We start from the raw sequence: 18394 nt of genomic DNA, 5'->3' as shown, positions 1-18394 counted from the left end.
CAAAAATGGCACACCAATTGGCATGCCAGCTTTCATGTTCATTTGTATTTAATGCGAACCCGAAAAGTCATTCCGACGATAACGGTTTCTCGTATTCCGCTTTCTCACCGTCAACCCGCTCAACCGAAATAATGAGCGTTTCCCGGTCGGGCTGCTCAAGACGAAGCTGTCCCTCGTAATCGTACCGTTCAAAACCGGGGAACGCGACGGTCTCCTCATCATCTTCACTCAAGCGCAGCGTAACGGCCGACTCGCCGCCCCCGGCGACCCGGATTCCGGCTTTCACCGAAACCGGCTTCTCTTCGCCTTCGGGAAGCCAAACCGACACCGTCAGCTCGTTTCGTCCGATCAAATTAGGCGTAATTTCGGCGGTCATATGAATCGTCTCGCCCATGACGTGCCAGTGCAGCGGCTCCCGCTCGGGGAGCGGGCTTACATGCGTAAATATGCCCGTAACGGTAATTATGCCGGCCATACAGGCGGCATCCGCCCGCAGCCATCCTTTGAACCCGCCGCTCCTCTCGGCCGCCTTAAACGTTCTCCGAAGCATGAAAGCGACGGGGATCAGAATAACGGCGAGCGCAATCTTTACAAGCAGCAGCCGGCCCCAGACCGTGGTGACAATTACGGACAAGTGACCGCCGGCAATCCATAAAGAATTCGCAGCGCCAGTTACGACGAGCACGGCAAACGCCCAAAGAGCAACCGTCGAGAATGTCGGAGTAAACGCTCTTAACAATTCGCGGTCCCGGCGGAACGCGATAAGAAGCGCAAGCAAGCCACCGACCCAAAGCGAAGCGGCTGCGATGTGGATGCCGTCGGCAAGCCTGGCGGCCGCTACCTGTTCTACTATGCCCGTATGGCCCCGCAGCGTCTTCGCGGCGATCAACAGCACCGCCCATATTCCGTCCACATAGCGGTAACGAAACAGCAACGCGAACCCTGCGGCGGACAGCAATAGCGTGAACAGCCATGACCGTCCGGCGTCCGTGTTTCGAATGAAGTCCAAGACATCTCCAACACCCGCTCCACGGAGCACATCCGCCGATTGCAGGACGGCAAGCAGCAGGAATGCCGCCAGGTGGATCCCCTGCAGTACGAATCCGATCGCCGTTCTTCGTCTTCTCCATTCCTCGTTCCACGAGAAAAGGAGTCCCCAAAGCACCCACCCCGTCAAAGTGAGCAGGGAGAAATAATAGAGCACGCTTGCGACGTACATGGAGCCCGAATAAAAGACGTTAGTCTGCACGCCTTGATCATGACTCTCTTCGTGACCCGCATGCTCCTCGTGCTCTTGATGCTCCTCATGCCCGGCATGTTCCTCTTCCGGCGTGTCCCCGCCCGCCCCGGGCTCGACCTGTTCGACCGGTTCGGCTTGCTCAACCGGCTCCTGCCGGGCAGGCGCCTTGACTTGAAAACCGTACGAACCTTCGATCGGATGCCCGTCGGCCGATATTACGCGGTATATTACCGTATATTTGCCGTCCGGTAACGCCGGCAGTGCGGCGGTAAGCACTTTCCCGCTCTCGTCCAGCACCGGCTCTGCCGGCGCAACAGTCTCCCCCGCCTCGTTCCGAACTTCAATGCTATGCAGCGCGTCTTCAAGCTTACCGCTGAAGACGAGGCGAATTTCCGCAGGCGGCGACTCCAGCGCCGCTCCCCGCTCCGGAACCGATTCGGACAATTTCGTATGCGCGAGCGCCGTTGGAACCGAAACGAGCAAAACAGCGGCCAGCGCAAACATAATGACGCACCACTTGCGCAGCGGCGGCATGTTTGCACGCCTCATACGTCACCCTCCGGAATCGGTTTACGCCCCCGGTAGCCGTCGTCCATACCGTGATAAAATGTGATTCGCTCTTCGCCCATCTTCCAGCACAGCAACACCTCTTCACCGTCAATCGTCGCGGGAAAATCGACGAGCCCCATATCGATGTCTTTTAACTCCGCTCCTTTAAGCTTAATGCTGTCTACGAGCGTCTTCGCTTCCAACTGTAAAAATTCCATCTCCGTCTCGACCTGAAAAATCTTGTCGTCCAGAGGCTCGCCGCCCGACGCTCGCGCTTGTATCCGGAGCTCCCTCAATTCGACAGATTTCGTCACGAACGCTTGCTTCGCTTCCTGCAGCCTCCGTATATCCTCAATGACGAAAGGCAGCAGTTCGTTCGCCTCACGCGGGGTAAAATATCGTCTGTTCATCGTGTCCCCCTCCTGCTCGTGTTTGAGCACTGCGCGCCAATCTTACGATTGGCTTGTATTCCATATTGTACCTGAACGGCAAACCGAGATACAATCGAAGTGATTACAAATCGCCGACAATACGATGAGGGGGAGTGTACATGAGCGGAACGACGTTCTATATCGTCGACGTGTTTGCGGAGCGGAAATATGCGGGAAACCAGCTGGCCGTCGTGCTGGACGGGCAGCGCTTCACCACGGAGGAAATGCAGCGCATCGCCAAAGAGATGAACTATTCGGAAACGACCTTCGTCATGAGCGAAGAGCCGGCGGACGGCGCGTTTCCCGTGCGGATCTTTACGCCTGAGGAAGAACTGCCGTTCGCCGGACACCCGACATTAGGAACCGCTTATATCATTCAGAAGGAAATATTGCGGCAGAGAGTCTCCACAGTAACGCTCCAATTGGGCGTCGGGCCGATCACCGTATCGTTCACGTACAACGGGGATGAACCGGACAAGCTGTCGATGCGCCAGAACGAGCCTTCCTTCGGTCCGGTTTACGATCATCGGCTCTTCGCCGAAATGCTGAGTCTGGAAATCGATGACGTCGACCAATTGCTGCCGGTGGAAACGGTGTCGACCGGAGTCCCGGCCGTCGTCATTCCAATCAACTCATTGCCGGCATTAAAAACATGTAAAGTAAACGCGGAATTGTACTGGAAATTCACAGAGAACTCGATGGCGAAGATGCTGCTCGCCTTCTGCCGGGAGCCGCAGGAAGAGGGGAACGATTTGCACATGCGGGTGTTTGTCGATTATTTCGGTATTCCCGAAGATCCGGCCACCGGAAGCGCGGCAGGCGATTTGACCGGCTATTTATTGAAGCACGGCCTGTACGGTGATGCCTTCCGGCTTCGGGCCGAGCAAGGATACAGCATCGGGCGCCCTTCCATACTGGAGCTGGGCGGAACGAAGGAAGTCAACCGGTTCCGTATCGACGTCGGCGGAAGATGCTTTCTCGTCGCGAAAGGCGAGCTGCTGTAACTCTATAGCTCCCCCGCAAGAAATGCCGGCCAAGAACCGCCCGGTATGCGGGGGCAGCCCCTTTCGTCTTGCCAGACGTAAGCCCATCCCTCTTTCAAGCCGCCGGCATCGGTCACCCACACTCTCTCATACTCGTTGCGCGGATCGCCAGGTCCGAAGAACTCCTCCCATTCATCCATCACGGGAAGCGCCGCTTCCTCCGCTTCGAGCCATTCTCCGCGCACCAGATTGCCACCCGTCTGCAGAATCAGCGCGGGATATGCACCCGCAGACACCATGATGCCTCTTACCGTTCCCGGACTTACCGAACGTACGAACCGGGCGATCTTGCCGTGAGCGGATCCGCCCGTTAACAGCGTGCCGTATACAAACACATTGATCATAGCCGAGCCTCCGTTACATACCGGACGCGCGCTTGCGAAGCACACGAACCGATAATATCCGGTCAATCGCGAACACCCGGAAGCTTCTCCGGACGTAACAATACGCCTTCATTTTGCCGTTCGCGAACGAAATCGGCTTTACAATCCGTTGAGTCAGCCTTTGACGGACATCCATGTAAATGATTTCCACCGATTCACCTGTTTCCGCACAACGCATTAGAGATGAAAGCATACGGCTCACCCCGCTTAACAAGAACGTTTGTTCTTATTATATGCGCATGCGGTTTAAAAATCAACCGTGCAGCACGCGGATCGCCCGATCCGGATGGTTCGTGCAAATCGCGATGTTGCCGCTTATTCGGACTACCCTCTCGATATGCTGCGGCTCGTCCGGCGTCCACGCCATGATTTCGATGCCGTTCTCCGCCGCCTCCCTTGCAATGTCGGGAGTAAGCGATGTGTGTGCGATCGACAAGACGGAAGCACCCGTTTCCCGAAAGCGGTCCAAGTTTAGAGCCGGAAGATCGGAATACAGCAGTCCCGTGCGAATGTCGGGCGCCAAGCGGTTCGCTTCAAGCATAACGGGATGATGAAACGAAGTGAAATATACGTCCCGCTCCATTCCCAATTCACGGACGACCCGGATGGCTGCGGCTGCGATTTCAGGGTACAAATTCGCCTTCGTCTTCAACTCAATGTTTACGTGCACACGGCCTTTCATCAACTCCAACGCCTCGCGCAAGGTCGGAACGCGTTCTCCCCTGAACTCAGGCGCAAACCAAGCGCCGGCATCGCACTCTTTGATTTCGGCAAGCGTACGGTCTTTCACCGGACCTTGCCCTGTGGTCGTCCGTTCCAGCGTAAAGTCGTGTATGACAACGGGAACGCCGTCCTTCGTTAGTTGAACGTCCAATTCAATTCCGGAAATTCGCGGTTCCGAGACGGCGAGACGGAAGGCGGCCATCGTATTTTCCGGCGCACTGCCGGACCAGCCTCTATGCGCAACAATCGGGTTCATGAAACTCGGCTCCTTTTAGCTTCCATTGTTTTTTGAAGGGATTCTACACCGGTTTCCTTCTCTCCTTCCCAATCTATGTTAAGAATACATAAATATTTGGAGCAAATTTCGCCGGGACATAGGCGTTTGACCGCGTTTATGAATACCATAAAAGAAAACCTCAAGAAGGGGTGATGAAAAATGATTCGAATTTCGAAAAGCACCACGAGTTTCACGTCCGCGGCGCCGGAAGATGTGACACGGCTGCAGCAAGCGATTTTTCGGGGCCTGCTTTCCCGTCCGGAAACATTCTCGTATCCAAGCGGCCGCGAGCTCAATTTCGAGCTGCGTATGCGGGAACGAACGTTGGAGGCCGCCAGAGCGTTGAATGCAAGCGGAGCCGCTTTCGCCTCGTTTGCAAGAACAAGAGCCAACCCGGAATATTGGACAGTCGAGCCCAACGGAGCGATCCGGCTTCGTCCCGACCGTTCTCCGGCAGCGGCGATCCGCGATATTTTCATTAACGGTCCGCTGTACGCCTTCGAATGCGCCACCGCCGTTGTGATTGTATTGTACAAAGCGGTTCTCGATACGATTGGAGAGGCGGCTTACAACCGATTGTTCGGGAATACGTATCTGTTCCACTGGAACGTCGACCGCGACCTCGGTTTGAGGACGCTGCCGGCAGCGCGCTTTATTCCCGGCGACGTAGTGTACTTCGACAATCCCGAAGTCGATCCCCGCACACCGGAGTGGCAAGGGGAGAATGCAATCTATATGGGTAACGATATGTATTACGGCCACGGTATCGGCATCCGCACACCGGAGCAAATCATCGCCGCATTGAACAATAAGCGCAGGCCGGGCGCCACCATATCCGCATACCTGACGGAGCAGGTTACCCGTCCGAACTATGTTCTTCTGTCACAGAGTTCCGCAAGCTTTACCGGCGGCTCCGGCGGCTATCCGGGGCTGCCCGGGAGCGTATATTTCCGCGCCGCAATCGGTTCCTCGTTATATTTATTCGCTTGACCGCAGGCGAACAATATATCGCCTCCCAAACTGCAAGGCTCTCGATTCACGAGAGCCTTGCAGTTTTTGCGGGATACCGTTCACAGACGGTTTACAGCCTTCTTCAACAACTCCGCTTTATCTGTATGTTCCCAAGTCAAATCAATGTCATTGCGGCCGAAATGTCCGTAAGCGGCCGTTTTCCGATAAATGGGCCGGCGAAGATTCAACATCTTAATAATTCCTGCCGGACGAAAATCGAAGTTTTTGCGCACGATTTCAATGATTGCGTCGTCGTCGATGATGCCGGTTCCGAATGTATCTACGGCTATACTGACGGGATGGGCCACCCCGATGGCATAGGCGAGCTGAATTTCGCATTTTTTGGCGATACCCGCGGCTACAATGTTTTTAGCTGCATAACGCGCGGCATAAGCAGCCGAGCGGTCAACCTTCGTCGGATCTTTGCCCGAAAAAGCGCCTCCGCCATGACGCGCATAACCGCCATAGGTGTCCGCAATAATTTTACGGCCTGTCAGCCCCGCATCTCCTTCAGGACCGCCGATGACGAACCGTCCGGTCGGGTTAATGAAATATTTGGTTTTCTCATCCAACAAATCGGCCGGAATCACGGGCGAAATAACAAATTCGCGAATATCTTTTCTTATTTGCTCTTGGGACGCTTCCGGATCATGCTGTGTTGAAACTACGACGGTATCGATACGAGCCGGCAGATCGTCTTCATATTCGACGCTGACCTGCACTTTCCCATCGGGCCGCAAGTAAGGTATCGTACCGTCTTTTCTTACCTGGGCCAATCGGTAGGCCAGTTTATGAGAAAGAGAGATCGGCAGCGGCATCAATTCTTCCGTCTCGTCGCATGCGAAGCCGAACACCAATCCTTGGTCTCCTGCGCCGATCCCGTCAATCTCGCCGTCTTCCATACTTCCTTCCCGAACCTCTAAAGCTTTATCGACCCCCATGGCAATATCCGGCGATTGATCATTGATTTTTACTAGAACCGAGCATGAATTGGCGTCGAAACCGAGGCCGGATCGTATATAGCCGATGCTTCGAATCGTGTCTCTAACGACTTTCTGGTAATCTACAACCGCATTTGCCGTAATCTCTCCGGTTACTAGAACGAACCCTCGCCCCACGCAGCACTCGCAGGCAACTCTCCCATACGGATCTTTCTCGTAAACCGCATCCAAGATACCGTCGGAAATTTGATCGCAAATTTTATCGGGATGGCCTTCGGTCACTGATTCGGACGTAAAGAGACGGCGTCTTTTTTTCATAGACACTTACACTACCTCCCTAACTATTGACCTTTCATCTATAAATAATCAGAAGAAGTAGTTTTGGTGTTTGAAATCAATCAAAATAGTAAAACAGACTAAAAAGCTAGCATATCTTTCCCGAACTTTGTCTGCGCATATTTTGTACGGCAACGGACAGTTCCTGACTTGCTTTATGCCGCCCCCATATATCCCAAAACTTGACCGTCCCTGAGCTAGGCCGGTACTCCGGCTCCGAAATTTTAATCCTGCTTGGCAGCAAGCAAGAGTCGCCGACAACTATCGCTTCGCCGACACCCAATGCCGGCAGAATATCCTTAATCCCCCCGAGGTTCTCGGGAAGAAAATTTGAAACGGCTGCTTTATCGGATTGATTTGAAAGCCGCAGCGCTATTACATTATTACATTGACTCATAACCGTTGCATTTAGTTCCGACGGCCGCTGACTAATAACCAGCAAGCTGACGCCATATTTTCTGCCTTCCTTCGCAATGCGTTCGAAATGCTCTAATGCGCGCAATTCAGACGCATCGGCACGATTGCTGTTCGGGAGATATAAATGGGCTTCATCGCACACAAGCGCGATCGGATGTCTATTTGGAGCGTCGGACCATTGTTGAACTTGAAAAACCAATCTCGCGGCCAGACTTATGATAATCGGAAGTATATCGGATGGAACCTCGCTGAAATCAATGATTTTCACGCCGGCCCGAGACGGTGAATTATAGTGCATTAACTTATCGACAAGTTTATCGAAATATTCAACCTGCAGTTGTTCGGCCCCCAGACGGAATAAAAATCCATGCCTGCGGTCGCTTCTTTTCGCAGCAAGCCGCGGTAAGAAACGGCTGAATCTTCCGTTGAACGGACCGTTGTTTTCCTTCCCCGTACCTTGATTTAAAACCCTCTCTTTATTCAAAAAATCCAATTCCGCAACAACATGATCCAAATCGTAAGGTACAGGACTATCAATCGTGAAGGTTTGAAGCTCCTCCTTCATTCCCGCTTCCTCCAAAGCTTTACATTTGGCGTCGATAACCGCGGAACTGAACGCCATCGCTTGATTTGGCGCATTATCGTCGGTTCTGTCCAATATTAAAGCCAGCATGTCTTCGTAACCAAGCAGCCAATACGGCAGAAAAATTACATCTTCCTCAGGATTGTCCAAGTCGCCGGGCCCCGCTATACGATATCGTGTAATATTGGGATGTCCGACTAGCGGCGCGTACTCCCCATGTACATCGAAAATCAGCATGTTGGATGAATGAAGGCCTGCGGCTTGCTCGATAATTTTGGCCGCCGCCCACGACTTGCCTGACCCGGTGGAGCCGACAACCATTGCGTGCCGTTGGAAGAATGCATTACCGTCAATGATTGCTTTCGCATCGGGCGCCATGGTGTAATGACCTAAAATCAACGGATTAGCCGTACCGGCAGCTTCTTCAGCAATCATCCCGGCAAAAGCCGTTAAATACGTTCCGGTTAACAAAAAACACTTTGCTCCGATTTCCGGCAATGTTTCGACCGCTCTTGTGAATGAAACCCGATCCCTGCCCCCGCCCGGTCCTTTTAATGTTCCGAGCGCGTTTATGGTTACATCGTTATTCACTCTATACTCATAGACCTCTTCGCCATCTTCCTTATATCCTTGTTGCTCCGATTGCACTCGAATAACCCGATCGATTCTCCCGACCAGCCTTCTGTTAGGATCGGAAGTATTTAGAAGCACATATCCGTTAACATTTATTTTGCGCAGCAATATGTCATCCGGAGCCGTAATGTTAACGCTGTAGGAGTCAACTCTATTAACGGTGCCTGCGAAATAATCCTCGGGCATATTAAACAGGCTTTGCATAATCTTCATCCCCCCATGCCTGACGGAGCAACCCCTTTACAGTCCAATGCTCCGGTTCATCAATGAGGCTTATAGTAACTCTGTCGCTGAAAACTTGACTTTTGTCCCCTGATTGCTGAATTGCGAGATAGTTTCGAATTTCACCGGAATCCGCCATTTTAAAAAAAGACGGGCTAAGACTCTTGGTAATAATCACTACCGGTACGGCAGGATTTCTAAGCTTTGAGAGAAAATTGCTTTGGATATGGATATCGTTAAACCCGAATCCGATGAATATAAGCCCGCTTGCTCTATCAATGGATCGCTTCATTTCCGACAATATATTTGAATACGGTTCAAAGTGGGTTTCTAAATATTTTCCCGTTCCGGGCGTTACGATTACAGGTTTAATTCCAACTTTGTTCAGGTTTTTTAAGTGGTGCGAGGAGATGCCTGTAACCTTCTTTATAGACCCGTCGGGCATTCTGAACCAACTCAGGGATCCATGCGGCTTGTAAATCCTCAGATGTTGAATGATCTCGGCGCTCTGTCGTTTCCCTAGCTTCACGCCTTGCTTCATTCGTGCAGCCAACTCGGCGGAGCTTAACGGCCCGGCAATGGCTCCCTCGTTGAATCCGTCCCAAATATGCCACCCGAAAGCTGCAGCCGACCATTCTATCAGATGATCGTAATTTGTCGTAATTATATTAACGATCTTATTGTTGGAGCCTTTCAAATAGCGAAAGAGTCTGCCGAAACCGGTGGGATCCTCCCCTGCGGCAAAGCGAATAATTAACTCGGCTTCATCCGCTGAAATACAACGCCAGGTCTTATGAACAATCTCCGTTGTAATCTTTAGGCTTAGTTTATCCCCGGCTTCCTGCAGCGCTTGTTCCAATCCCTTCTTCTCAACGACAAGGCGATGCTTTATTTGTTCCCACACAACCGCTTCGGCGGCATCAAAGAGAGCCGTCGATACGTTCTTTACCAAATATTCGGCTAATGCCCCCATCCCGGAGATGCCTGCGCCCGCCGATGATCCGCTTCCTACTATGTATATCGGATTCAAATTTATCGTCTCTTCGATGAATTGGGCGTACTGCTTCATAGAAACCCCTCCCTTGCCTCCGGCATCTTGAGCTTTTTATGCCAAAATGCCCCCTATAACCAATTATCCCCTTTTATTTGCATATCAATTCAAAAAAAGAGTAATCCTCACTGCGATAAAGCAGAGCGGATTACTCTTTTATGGCCTCCAACTGGACTGTATGAATTCTAGCTGAAGTGGACCTTTACGCATACTGGTTTATTCACTACGATAGTTGCATGATTTTTTTGCGGGGGATGTGATTTTTTGGAACGCATGAAAGGAATGTATTACTTGCTCTGTGCTTTTTCACTTGCAGGAACCTCTGTGATTGCCGCTCGGTTCTTTCACAGCGGAAGAAGATCATCTTCTCCCGCGTCTCATGAATTCGTGCTTTTAGCGTATTAATCAGAATCGTAGCGCTGCTCTTTCCACGGGTCGCCGTGACGATACCAAAGCAACCATTCGAGGGATGCTGGAGCTTAACCGGAAACCGGATTCACGCCACGCGCTTCCGCCAGTCCAAAGATTACCTTTAACCCCGCCGCAATATTGGGCTCTTGAGCTCCGTATACAGCCAATGCCGCGCTAACATCGCGCAGAAGCTGCAGCTCATACGGATTGCCCATTGATAGCAGTACATATCGTTTGGACTGGGCGTTCAAGTCGTTTATAAGCGACTGATTGCCAACCCAATCATAAACGCTTTGGGGACTGCGGAATTGGTAGGAGGCTGCGATGACAAAGTCAGCCTCTGCAATGCCTTCCGATATCGCCGTCCGGCTTGATTCACCTTGAATGAACGTATGCGTTGTGAAACGCAGTGGGATGTCGAGAGCCTGCAGGAGGCTCTCAATCAACTCTGCCTGCAAGACATTAGGCGCGACGATTGCAATTACATCATCGCCCATCATTCGGTACGGAAGCTGTCCGCTGCCATCTTGCAATACAGTCACAGCGCTTTCTGCAATACGTTGCTGGGTTGCTCGGTGTGCCGGCGAACTGACGATTCGCCTAACATCTTGAAGCTTCTGCTGCAAAGGTACAGGGGCCTCGAATAATCCGTAGGCATGCTTTAATTTCAGAATACGCTTCACAGATGCATCAATCTGCCGTTCTTCCAGCTCTCCCTTATGGACAGCCTGTATAATCGCATGGAAAGCCGCGGTAATATCCTTAGGCATGAGGATGATGTCCACGCCCGCGGTTGCAGCCATGACGACTGCTTCCTCCTCGCCAAAATGTTCCGATATCGCATTCATCGTGAAGGCATCCGATATGACGACCCCTTGAAAGCCAAGCTCATTTCTTAGCAACCCGGTAACTACTTTATCCGATAAAGTAGCAGGAAGATGAACATTGGAGCCGTCCTTCTTCGAACGCAGCGTTCGGCTCTCGATCGCCGGGAAGGCGACATGTGCGGTCATTATCATATCCACACCTTGTTTAATTGCTTCCCGAAACGGGCGCAGCTCGACCTGCTCCAGCCGCTGCCGGTTATGGGGCACAACGGGCAGCCCAAGATGCGAGTCTTCCGTCGTATCGCCATGCCCGGGAAAATGCTTAGCCGACGCCATAACGCCCGCCGATTGCAGCCCCTTCATGAACGCCGTTCCAAGCTCGGACACAAGATCCGGATCGGAACCGAAGGACCGAATGCCGATAATCGGGTTATCCGCATTCGCGTTTACATCCAGCACCGGCGCGAAATTCAAATTGATTCCAAGCGCTTTAAGCTCCGCTCCCGTCACTTTACCCGCTTCCAGCGACAATGCGGCATCGCGGGCAGCTCCTAGTGCCATCGCGCCTGGAAGGTTCGTTCCGCCAGGAATGCGTTTAATCACACCTCCCTCCTGGTCAATTCCTATGAAAAACGGAACATCGCCGGCAAGCTGCTGCAGCTTATGATTGAGCGTCGTCAGCTGTTCGGTGCCGATGATGTTTTTATCGAATAGGATGAGTCCTCCCAGACGGTGATCCCGCACCGCAGCGGTAATTCCTTCATTGACTTCTACGGTAGGCTTGTTCTGCCACATGCGGATATCGGGCATCAGCATTTGTCCAGCCTTTTCCTCCAGCGTCATCAGCGCCAGCAGCTCGTCCCAATGTTGGGCTGCGATCGCCTGCTGCCGCTTGTGCTGTATCATGCGTGCCAGGAAGACGGCGTATTCCGCCCGATTCACTGCACGGCCAGGGCGGAAGGTACCGTCGGGATACCCGTCCACCAAGCCGTTGGATGCAAGCAACCTGATCGGCGTTTCAGCCCAGTGTCCAGTAATATCGATTAAATTTCCCGGACGGTTACCGGCTGTTATCTTATATGCCCGGGATAATAACGCTGCAGTCTCACCACGGCTGATAGGCGCATCAGGCCTGAATGAGCCATCCGGCAGGCCGCCTGCCAGCCCCTTCTCCGATGCAATTACAATTTCCCGATAGAACATATGCTTCTTCGTCACATCAGTAAAGCTGCTATTGCCGGAAGGATCGGCATCCGGATACAGCTCACGGACGAGATAAGTGACCGCCTGCGCTCTCGTGATGGAATGCAGCGGCTTGTAGATTCCGTTGCCATAACCGACAATTGTTCCCCGGTCGGCCAAATAATGAATGCCGCCCTCAGCCCAGCTTGCCGGCTGCAGGTCCGTAAAGCGGACAGCTTCCGTTGAGCTCGCAGCGCCGGCAGTAGGGTATGCCGCAGCCGCGCCAACTGATACAAACATTGCAATCATCAATAACCAGCGTTTCATTTCCCTCTCCCTTTTATGTTCCTGAACTATTAATAGTACGATTTTGCATGTAATTCCTCCTCTAGAAAACTGCCCGTGAGCTTGATGGATCAGTTGCGGCAAAAACAAAAAAGAAGGGGGATTGGGATTACTCCCCCTTCAGTCAAAATCGTAGCGCTGCTCTTTCCAAGGGTCGCCGTACATGTGGTATCCGTTGCGTTCCCAGAAACCCGGTTTGTCCTTCTCCATAAATTCGATGCCGCGCAGCCACTTCGCGCTCTTCCAAAAATACAGATGCGGCACCACCATCCGAACCGGATAGCCGTGCTCCGGCGTCAGTTCCGTTCCGTTATGCTTTATGCCGAAGAACGTCGTCTCACGCAGGAAATCCTCCATCGGCAAATTCGTCGTCCAGCCGTGTTCGGCATGAAGCAATACAAATTTCGCTTCCGGTTTCACCTTGACGCGTTCCATAACGGTCGCGACCGAAACGCCTTCCCAGACGTTGTCCAGCTTCGACCATGTCGTCACGCAGTGGATATCGTTCCCGAATTCCCGGCGGGGAAGCGCCATAAACTCTTCGTAAGAAAAGCGAACATCCTCCTCCACGAGGCCGAACACGCGCAAATCCCATTGCGTGCGAACATCCGAATACCGCGCCACGTCGCCATGGTGAAGCACGGGAAAGCCTTCCGTCAACGTCTGACCCGGCGGGACTCGGTCGTTTGCCGCTACCGGCGCCTTCTTAATGAACATGAGCGATTCCTCCGTTTAGTTCCTGATGATGAAATTATATAAGATTTTTGCTGCGAACACCAAATTTCGCGGTACGCTGTCCCCACCCCACCGATAAAAACCGAGGAGCAACGAATACCGCAAGCACGAGCAGCAAGGCGCCGACCGAAGCGTTGTAACCGTAAGTCTGCACCCATTCCGGCGCAACCTTCAGCAGCTTGTAGATTTGTCCGCCCAGAGTGGGCCCCAGAAAACCCGTAACGCCTGTTACTGCCGAAAACATCGCAAAATACGTAGGCCGGTCCGCTTTGGGAGTGTCCCCGATTACAAAGTTGAACGCCAGCTGGTTGAAACCGCCCATCCCGATCCCAAGCAAGATGTGCACGGCCAGAAGGGTGACAAACGCCGGAATCCAGATAAGAGCGAGCCAACCGAAGCACGATAAGGCCAAAATCGGCATCGTCCAAAGCAACAGCTTCTGCGCAGGCCATTTGGCGTTCAAATTGCCCCACAGATAGAAAGCGAACATCATCGATATGTTTTGCACGGTTGTAATGACCGATACGTGCGGGAAGTAATTAAGCTTCATAACATCCAGCATGACGTAGGAAAACAACGGAATAACGGCATTTTGCAAAAAAATCCAACCGGCCAAAAATAATGTAGCGCGAAAAAACATCCGGTCCTGCAACGGCTTCATCAGCATTGCCCGGTCCGAAGCCTCCGCCGATTTCTCGAACGGCAAATCCGGGTACAAGAACAAATGATATATATTCACGACCGTAAGCAGCGAGCAAACGCCGTAAATAATCGCAAAACCCGTATCTCCCGGAAAACGTTCCAGCAGCAGCCCCCCGCCGATCAAGGCGAGACAGCCGGCGGCCCAAAGGATCGTGTTTCGGATTCCGAAATAGCGCCCCCTCACCCTCGCCGGCACCAAATCCGAAACGAGGGAGCTCCAAGCCACACTGCCTATTGAACTTAGGGAAAACGATAGCAAGAAAAGCGCAATGTACGTGCCGACCCACCACTCTTTGGGCAGCAAGAACGGAATAAGCCCCGTCAGCATCCAGATGATTCGATGGAAACCGGCAGTGTAAACGAGGAACCGTTTGCGGGATTGTATCCGCTGAATATATAAAGCCGCAAAAATCGTTAATACGTTCGCAAGAGGCGGAATGGCCAGCACAAATCCGATCTGTCCGGAACCGGCTCCCAGATGAATCAAATAGCCGGTTAAGTAAGGACCGGCCAATAGTTGAATAATGACGATCGCGGAAATGCCCTCAACTGTCACGATCCGCAGTCCGCTGCGAGCAGATGACGCTTTAGCCGATGCTTTGGCGTTCCTCTCCGATCGGTGAGGTTTCATGTTTGTGTGCGCCTCCAATGATGTTCTTCATTAATTCTGACGGCGAAGGAAAAGACGGCGGCTCATCCGCCTAGATGAGCGGCCGTCTCTTGTATCGTACGTTGCATCGGCAAATGGTATGGACATTTTTGTTCGCAAAGCGGTTTTTCCTTGCAAGGTTCGTAATCGGCGCATGACAGTATTTTGCTCTTGTGCTTCTCATAGAATGCGGCGCCTCTGGGAAGCAGCCCGAACTTTTCACGAACGGCGCTTGAGATCATAACGTCTGGAATCGGGATTTCGAGCGGGCAGGAACAATAGTTGCATCGGCGGCAGTTATGCTCTCCGAGCTCTGCCGACAGCGCCTCCAATTCTAAGCGTTCTTCCGGCTCCACTTCCCGTTCCATCGCGGCCAAATTTTGTTTCACTTCGGCTGCGCTCGTCATTCCCGAAATTATCGTATGAACGTCTTGGCTGTACGGGTACCGGATCGCCTTATCGACAGGCTGCACAAATCCGCCGGACAGCGGCTTCATCGCCGTCTTCCCCATATTCAAGCGCGTCGCGGTCGGAACAAGATCGTCTTTGGCGAACGGCTGCACAAGACTCAGGTGGAATAACACTTGATCGAACTTCCCGTCGGATATCCACTTCGCAAGAAGCTCCGGACGATGCCCCGTAATTCCGATCCAGCGCACCTTCCCCGCTTCTCTCGCTTCGAGCGCTGCCCGGTAAGCTCCGTCTTCCTCCATGACCTTATTGAACTCTTGCGGATAATTTACATAATGAATCTGAATCACATCGATGTAGTCCGTCTTCATGCGGCTCAAGCTGCGTTCGATCTCCGACCTCGCGTCTTCGTATTTGCGCTGGGCGGTCTTTGTCGCCAAGAAAAATTCGCTTCGCCTGTGAGAAATACATTCACCGAGTATTTCTTCGCTGTTGCGGTATCCCGCAGCGGTGTCGATATAATTTATGCCGTTATCCAAGGCGTAGTTCAAAGCCTCGCGCGCTTGATCAAGAGGCACGCCCGGTAAATTCATCGCTCCGAATCCGAGCGCAGATACGCGGAAGCCGGTTTTTCCGAATTGCGTATAACGCATATGCCCCAACCTTCCCAACAAGAATACCCTACTATTCTAACACAAAGAGCGGATTTTGGATGAAAGACTTCACATTTTGCATGTTTCAATTATAATTAAAGAAAAAATAATCGGACGTGAAGCACACGCCTTTTTTCCGTTGATCGGGATAGCCCGCGAACGGAGACAGGCGTGTTTTTTGCGTTGCAGGAGGTTGTCCGCTTCCTCTATTCGTTTCATTTGAGGGTCGTGGGAAAAATAAAGGAAGTGTAGGGCTCTATTTGCACCGAATGGGACCATTTCCACGAGAAAATGGCCGCATAAGACCCTATACTTCCTCTATAAATCCAGACACCTCAAATACCGCCAAATAAGACCCCGTACTTCCTCTATTTCGAATTACCCTTGTCCTTATCCTGCTTCTTCGCTTCGTTTTCTTTGTTTTTGCCATCGGCTCCGGAATCGTTATCTCCTTGCTTGCCCGACTTTCCGTTTTTTTCAACGCTTAAACCGCGATCGTTTTCGTTATCGCGGTTACTGTCATCGTCATCTGATTTTGTATTCTGTTCCTCGTCTTTTTTTTCTTTGTCCTCTTTATCCTTCTTATCCCGAACGTCATCGGCATCCTCATTGTTGTCGATAACGTCGGGATCTTCTGTAACATCTTCAATAACTTCTTCAACTTCATCTATACTGTCTTCAGCTTCGTCTTCAATGTCTTCCGCATCCTCTACCTCGACTTCAACTCCGGTCTTTTTATCTGCCTTAACTCCCTTGGATTCCTTATCCGGCTTATTTCCCTTGCCGTTATCCTTCGGGTCTTTTCTATCCTCATTGCCCTTTCCGGCATTGCCGGAATTACCGGGTTTATCAGCTTTATCAGCTTTATCGTCCTCGCCGTCTTTGTCATCTTCGCCGTCGTCGCGTTTCTCTTTATCCTTCTTGCGGGCCGCCTTTTCTTCCTTGAGAAGGGCCTTTAATTCTTCCTTCGTGACCTTCCGGACGGAATCCAGAAGCTTCTTCTCTTCGTAACGCTCCGCCGCCTCATGTATCGAAATATTCTTTAGATCCTCGACAGTAACTTCCGCCCCGTCCGCTTTCGCTTTCAAATAAAACGCCATCTTGCCCATCGACAATCCCTGCGAATCCGCTTCCTCCTTCAGTTCGCTCGGAGCGGACCAGACGGTGACGCGGAACGCTTCGATCTTATCCTTATGATGCTGTTCCAGCACATTATGGACTTCTTGCTGCAGCCCGGCGGTCAGTTCCTCTTCAACCAGCTGCGTCTTCTGATCGACGATCACGCTTGTAATGACGATATCGGCCTCGTCGCGGCCTTTTAACACATACAACTCGGCCCGCTCCATTATAAGACGAACGGCCGCGTCAATCGGTTGGCCTTCCACAGACAAGCTTTCCATCAGCCGTTCGCCGTCGGCGTTCAGCTTCTTCACTTCCACTACCCGCTTGTCTTCGTCGATTCCCAGCTCAATGCTCGGATTGATATCAATGGAAACGTAAGCAACCGGCGTGTCCGGCGGAACGGGTTTCGTACCGGGCGAGAACAAACCTCCGGGCAGCAAAGAAACCAGGAACACGAGCGCAAACAGTGCGGCAGCCGACGAACTCCACATCCAAGCCGAACGGCGGGGCAATGATCTGCGCGCTTCCGGGAGGGTAATTTCATCGCCCACCGCAATCGATCCGCGTTTGCGCGTGCGGACGAACGCGCCGGAGTCCGTCAGCACGATCGCTTCGCGCTCTCCGACCTCCATCACAATCCCTTTAGTCATGCTCCCCACTCCCCGTGTTGTTGCGACGCGTTCTCATCCTCGTTCGCTCCCCCTAAGACGAAAGACTTCAGGTGCGGGAACGATCCCAGATAGATTAGCGTTACGGCAATTATATATTTTCGGCCGCGTTCGAGCGTCTTGCGGGACACATCGACCAGCTCCGTCAATTCTTTCAATGGCAGCGATTTCTTCGCAAGCATGGTTGCGGACAATTCCGGGTGACGGCTCAGCAGTGCGCCGATGCCGATCAGCATCCGCCGTGAATCCTCGTGCTTCGGCGAACTATCAACCAAATCCGCGAATGTTATGCCGAAATCCGCAAGCTGTGAGCTCAGCGTTTCAATCTCAAGCCTTCTTTCATCTGCGGCCTGATCCCGCTCGTACCGCTGCACCGCTTCTTTCGCATCAATGGGATCGAAATGCTCGTCGTCGTCATTTTCGATTTCAAAGGCGCTTTGCGGAATTTGGACGGCGAACCGCTGCTCTCTCCTTACGTGGTCGATCAAACGGCGGCGAATGACCCCCTCCGCAAAGCCGAGAAACGATCTTCCCGCTTTGACGTCGAATCCGTTGATCGCTTCGTTGAACGCGGCAAGCGCTATGCTGAATTCATCTGCATCCGGTTGTATATACCGTTTGCAAAATTGGCCAGCTGTCTTGGCGATGAATGGTTGATATTGCCTGATTACATCGTTGCGCAAGACTTCGTCACCGGCTTGAATGCGCTCGATCGCCGCTTCGAGGTCGTGTCGTTCCGTAACCTGAGACAGTGAATCCCGACCTGAGAACCACCGTTTGATTAGTAACAGGATCAACCGTTTCACCTCAGTACTTTAGTATTCGGGCAAACTCCGACGTTTCTGGGGG

Annotated in this window: 16 protein-coding genes; 2 read left to right on the top strand and 14 right to left on the bottom strand. The window is 52.3% G+C overall.

All coding sequences use genetic code 11. The features are described from left to right. Positions 1–67: 67 nt before the first annotated feature. Positions 68–1789, bottom strand: coding sequence for a copper resistance CopC/CopD family protein (locus JET16_RS09030; RefSeq protein WP_199615501.1), 1722 nt, complete (start codon positions 1787–1789; stop codon positions 68–70). Then, complete coding sequence (locus tag JET16_RS09025) at positions 1786–2199, bottom strand: DUF2203 domain-containing protein (RefSeq protein WP_199615500.1); 414 nt, start codon at positions 2197–2199, stop codon at positions 1786–1788. The genes JET16_RS09030 and JET16_RS09025 overlap by 4 nt, the downstream gene beginning before the upstream one ends. A gap of 140 nt (positions 2200–2339) precedes the next feature. Between JET16_RS09025 and JET16_RS09020 the strand changes: the two genes are divergently transcribed. After that, positions 2340–3224: a PhzF family phenazine biosynthesis protein gene (locus tag JET16_RS09020; protein ID WP_199615499.1), complete on the top strand. Its 885-nt coding sequence runs from the start codon at positions 2340–2342 to the stop codon at positions 3222–3224. 2 nt (positions 3225–3226) lie between these two features. Here JET16_RS09020 and JET16_RS09015 read toward each other — a convergent pair whose 3' ends face one another. The 3 genes from JET16_RS09015 to JET16_RS09005 are packed head-to-tail and all read right to left on the bottom strand — an operon-like array spanning position 3227 to position 4625. Further along, positions 3227–3607 (bottom strand): gamma-glutamylcyclotransferase family protein, encoded by a 381-nt coding sequence (locus JET16_RS09015; RefSeq protein WP_199615498.1) that lies wholly within the window; start codon positions 3605–3607, stop codon positions 3227–3229. A gap of 13 nt (positions 3608–3620) precedes the next feature. Next, the gene (locus JET16_RS09010; RefSeq protein ID WP_199615497.1) at positions 3621–3839 is read right to left on the bottom strand and encodes a WYL domain-containing protein; all 219 of its coding nucleotides are present in this window, start codon (positions 3837–3839) and stop codon (positions 3621–3623) included. Positions 3840–3899: 60 nt separating this feature from the next. Continuing rightward, complete coding sequence (locus tag JET16_RS09005) at positions 3900–4625, bottom strand: glycerophosphodiester phosphodiesterase (RefSeq protein ID WP_199615496.1); 726 nt, start codon at positions 4623–4625, stop codon at positions 3900–3902. 180 nt (positions 4626–4805) lie between these two features. On the opposite strand from JET16_RS09005, the gene JET16_RS09000 reads away from it, so the two are divergent. After that, the gene (locus JET16_RS09000; RefSeq protein WP_199615495.1) at positions 4806–5636 is read left to right on the top strand and encodes a protein-glutamine gamma-glutamyltransferase; all 831 of its coding nucleotides are present in this window, start codon (positions 4806–4808) and stop codon (positions 5634–5636) included. 80 nt (positions 5637–5716) lie between these two features. On the opposite strand, the gene metK is transcribed toward JET16_RS09000, so the two are convergent. From metK to sigI, 9 genes are all read right to left on the bottom strand, one after another. Continuing rightward, complete coding sequence (gene metK / locus JET16_RS08995; RefSeq protein ID WP_199615735.1) at positions 5717–6916, bottom strand: methionine adenosyltransferase; 1200 nt, start codon at positions 6914–6916, stop codon at positions 5717–5719. A gap of 106 nt (positions 6917–7022) precedes the next feature. After that, entirely contained in the window at positions 7023–8771 is a 1749-nt protein-coding gene (locus JET16_RS08990) for an ATP-binding protein (RefSeq protein ID WP_199615494.1), read from the bottom strand. Further along, the gene (locus JET16_RS08985; protein WP_199615493.1) at positions 8755–9858 is read right to left on the bottom strand and encodes an SIR2 family protein; all 1104 of its coding nucleotides are present in this window, start codon (positions 9856–9858) and stop codon (positions 8755–8757) included. Before JET16_RS08985 ends, JET16_RS08990 begins: the two co-directional genes overlap by 17 nt. A 461-nt stretch (positions 9859–10319) precedes the next feature. Beyond that, positions 10320–12587: a glycoside hydrolase family 3 N-terminal domain-containing protein gene (locus JET16_RS08980; RefSeq protein ID WP_199615492.1), complete on the bottom strand. Its 2268-nt coding sequence runs from the start codon at positions 12585–12587 to the stop codon at positions 10320–10322. Positions 12588–12725: 138 nt separating this feature from the next. Then, positions 12726–13322: a sulfite oxidase-like oxidoreductase gene (locus JET16_RS08975; protein ID WP_199615491.1), complete on the bottom strand. Its 597-nt coding sequence runs from the start codon at positions 13320–13322 to the stop codon at positions 12726–12728. A 34-nt stretch (positions 13323–13356) separates the two neighbouring features. After that, positions 13357–14673, bottom strand: a complete 1317-nt coding sequence (locus JET16_RS08970; RefSeq protein WP_199615490.1) for an MFS transporter — start codon at positions 14671–14673, stop codon at positions 13357–13359. 62 nt (positions 14674–14735) lie between these two features. After that, positions 14736–15755, bottom strand: coding sequence for an aldo/keto reductase (locus JET16_RS08965; protein WP_199615489.1), 1020 nt, complete (start codon positions 15753–15755; stop codon positions 14736–14738). Positions 15756–16123: 368 nt separating this feature from the next. Beyond that, a complete protein-coding gene (locus JET16_RS08960) occupies positions 16124–17527 on the bottom strand; it encodes an anti-sigma-I factor RsgI family protein (RefSeq protein WP_199615488.1) in 1404 nt (467 codons plus the stop codon). Further along, positions 17524–18342, bottom strand: a complete 819-nt coding sequence (gene sigI / locus JET16_RS08955) for an RNA polymerase sigma factor SigI (RefSeq protein ID WP_199615487.1) — start codon at positions 18340–18342, stop codon at positions 17524–17526. The genes JET16_RS08960 and sigI overlap by 4 nt, the downstream gene beginning before the upstream one ends. Positions 18343–18394: the final 52 nt, after the last annotated feature.

Origin of the sequence: Paenibacillus alkalitolerans (assembly GCF_016482785.1) — a bacterium.
Classification (GTDB): domain Bacteria; phylum Bacillota; class Bacilli; order Paenibacillales; family YIM-B00363; genus Paenibacillus_AE; species Paenibacillus_AE alkalitolerans.
Note: the sequence above shows the minus strand (reverse complement) of the source record. Positions and strands in the feature narration are given on the sequence as shown.

Coding starts and splice junctions, on each gene's coding strand:
- JET16_RS09030 (WP_199615501.1), bottom strand. CDS start 1,789: ATGAGGCGTGCAAACATGCCGCCGCTGCGCAAGTGGTGCGTCATTATG.
- JET16_RS09025 (WP_199615500.1), bottom strand. CDS start 2,199: ATGAACAGACGATATTTTACCCCGCGTGAGGCGAACGAACTGCTGCCT.
- JET16_RS08960 (WP_199615488.1), bottom strand. CDS start 17,527: ATGACTAAAGGGATTGTGATGGAGGTCGGAGAGCGCGAAGCGATCGTG.
- JET16_RS08990 (WP_199615494.1), bottom strand. CDS start 8,771: ATGCAAAGCCTGTTTAATATGCCCGAGGATTATTTCGCAGGCACCGTT.
- JET16_RS09010 (WP_199615497.1), bottom strand. CDS start 3,839: ATGCTTTCATCTCTAATGCGTTGTGCGGAAACAGGTGAATCGGTGGAA.
- JET16_RS09005 (WP_199615496.1), bottom strand. CDS start 4,625: ATGAACCCGATTGTTGCGCATAGAGGCTGGTCCGGCAGTGCGCCGGAA.
- JET16_RS08970 (WP_199615490.1), bottom strand. CDS start 14,673: ATGAAACCTCACCGATCGGAGAGGAACGCCAAAGCATCGGCTAAAGCG.
- JET16_RS08975 (WP_199615491.1), bottom strand. CDS start 13,322: ATGTTCATTAAGAAGGCGCCGGTAGCGGCAAACGACCGAGTCCCGCCG.
- JET16_RS09020 (WP_199615499.1), top strand. CDS start 2,340: ATGAGCGGAACGACGTTCTATATCGTCGACGTGTTTGCGGAGCGGAAA.
- JET16_RS08965 (WP_199615489.1), bottom strand. CDS start 15,755: ATGCGTTATACGCAATTCGGAAAAACCGGCTTCCGCGTATCTGCGCTC.
- JET16_RS09000 (WP_199615495.1), top strand. CDS start 4,806: ATGATTCGAATTTCGAAAAGCACCACGAGTTTCACGTCCGCGGCGCCG.
- JET16_RS09015 (WP_199615498.1), bottom strand. CDS start 3,607: ATGATCAATGTGTTTGTATACGGCACGCTGTTAACGGGCGGATCCGCT.
- JET16_RS08985 (WP_199615493.1), bottom strand. CDS start 9,858: ATGAAGCAGTACGCCCAATTCATCGAAGAGACGATAAATTTGAATCCG.
- metK (WP_199615735.1), bottom strand. CDS start 6,916: ATGAAAAAAAGACGCCGTCTCTTTACGTCCGAATCAGTGACCGAAGGC.
- JET16_RS08980 (WP_199615492.1), bottom strand. CDS start 12,587: ATGAAACGCTGGTTATTGATGATTGCAATGTTTGTATCAGTTGGCGCG.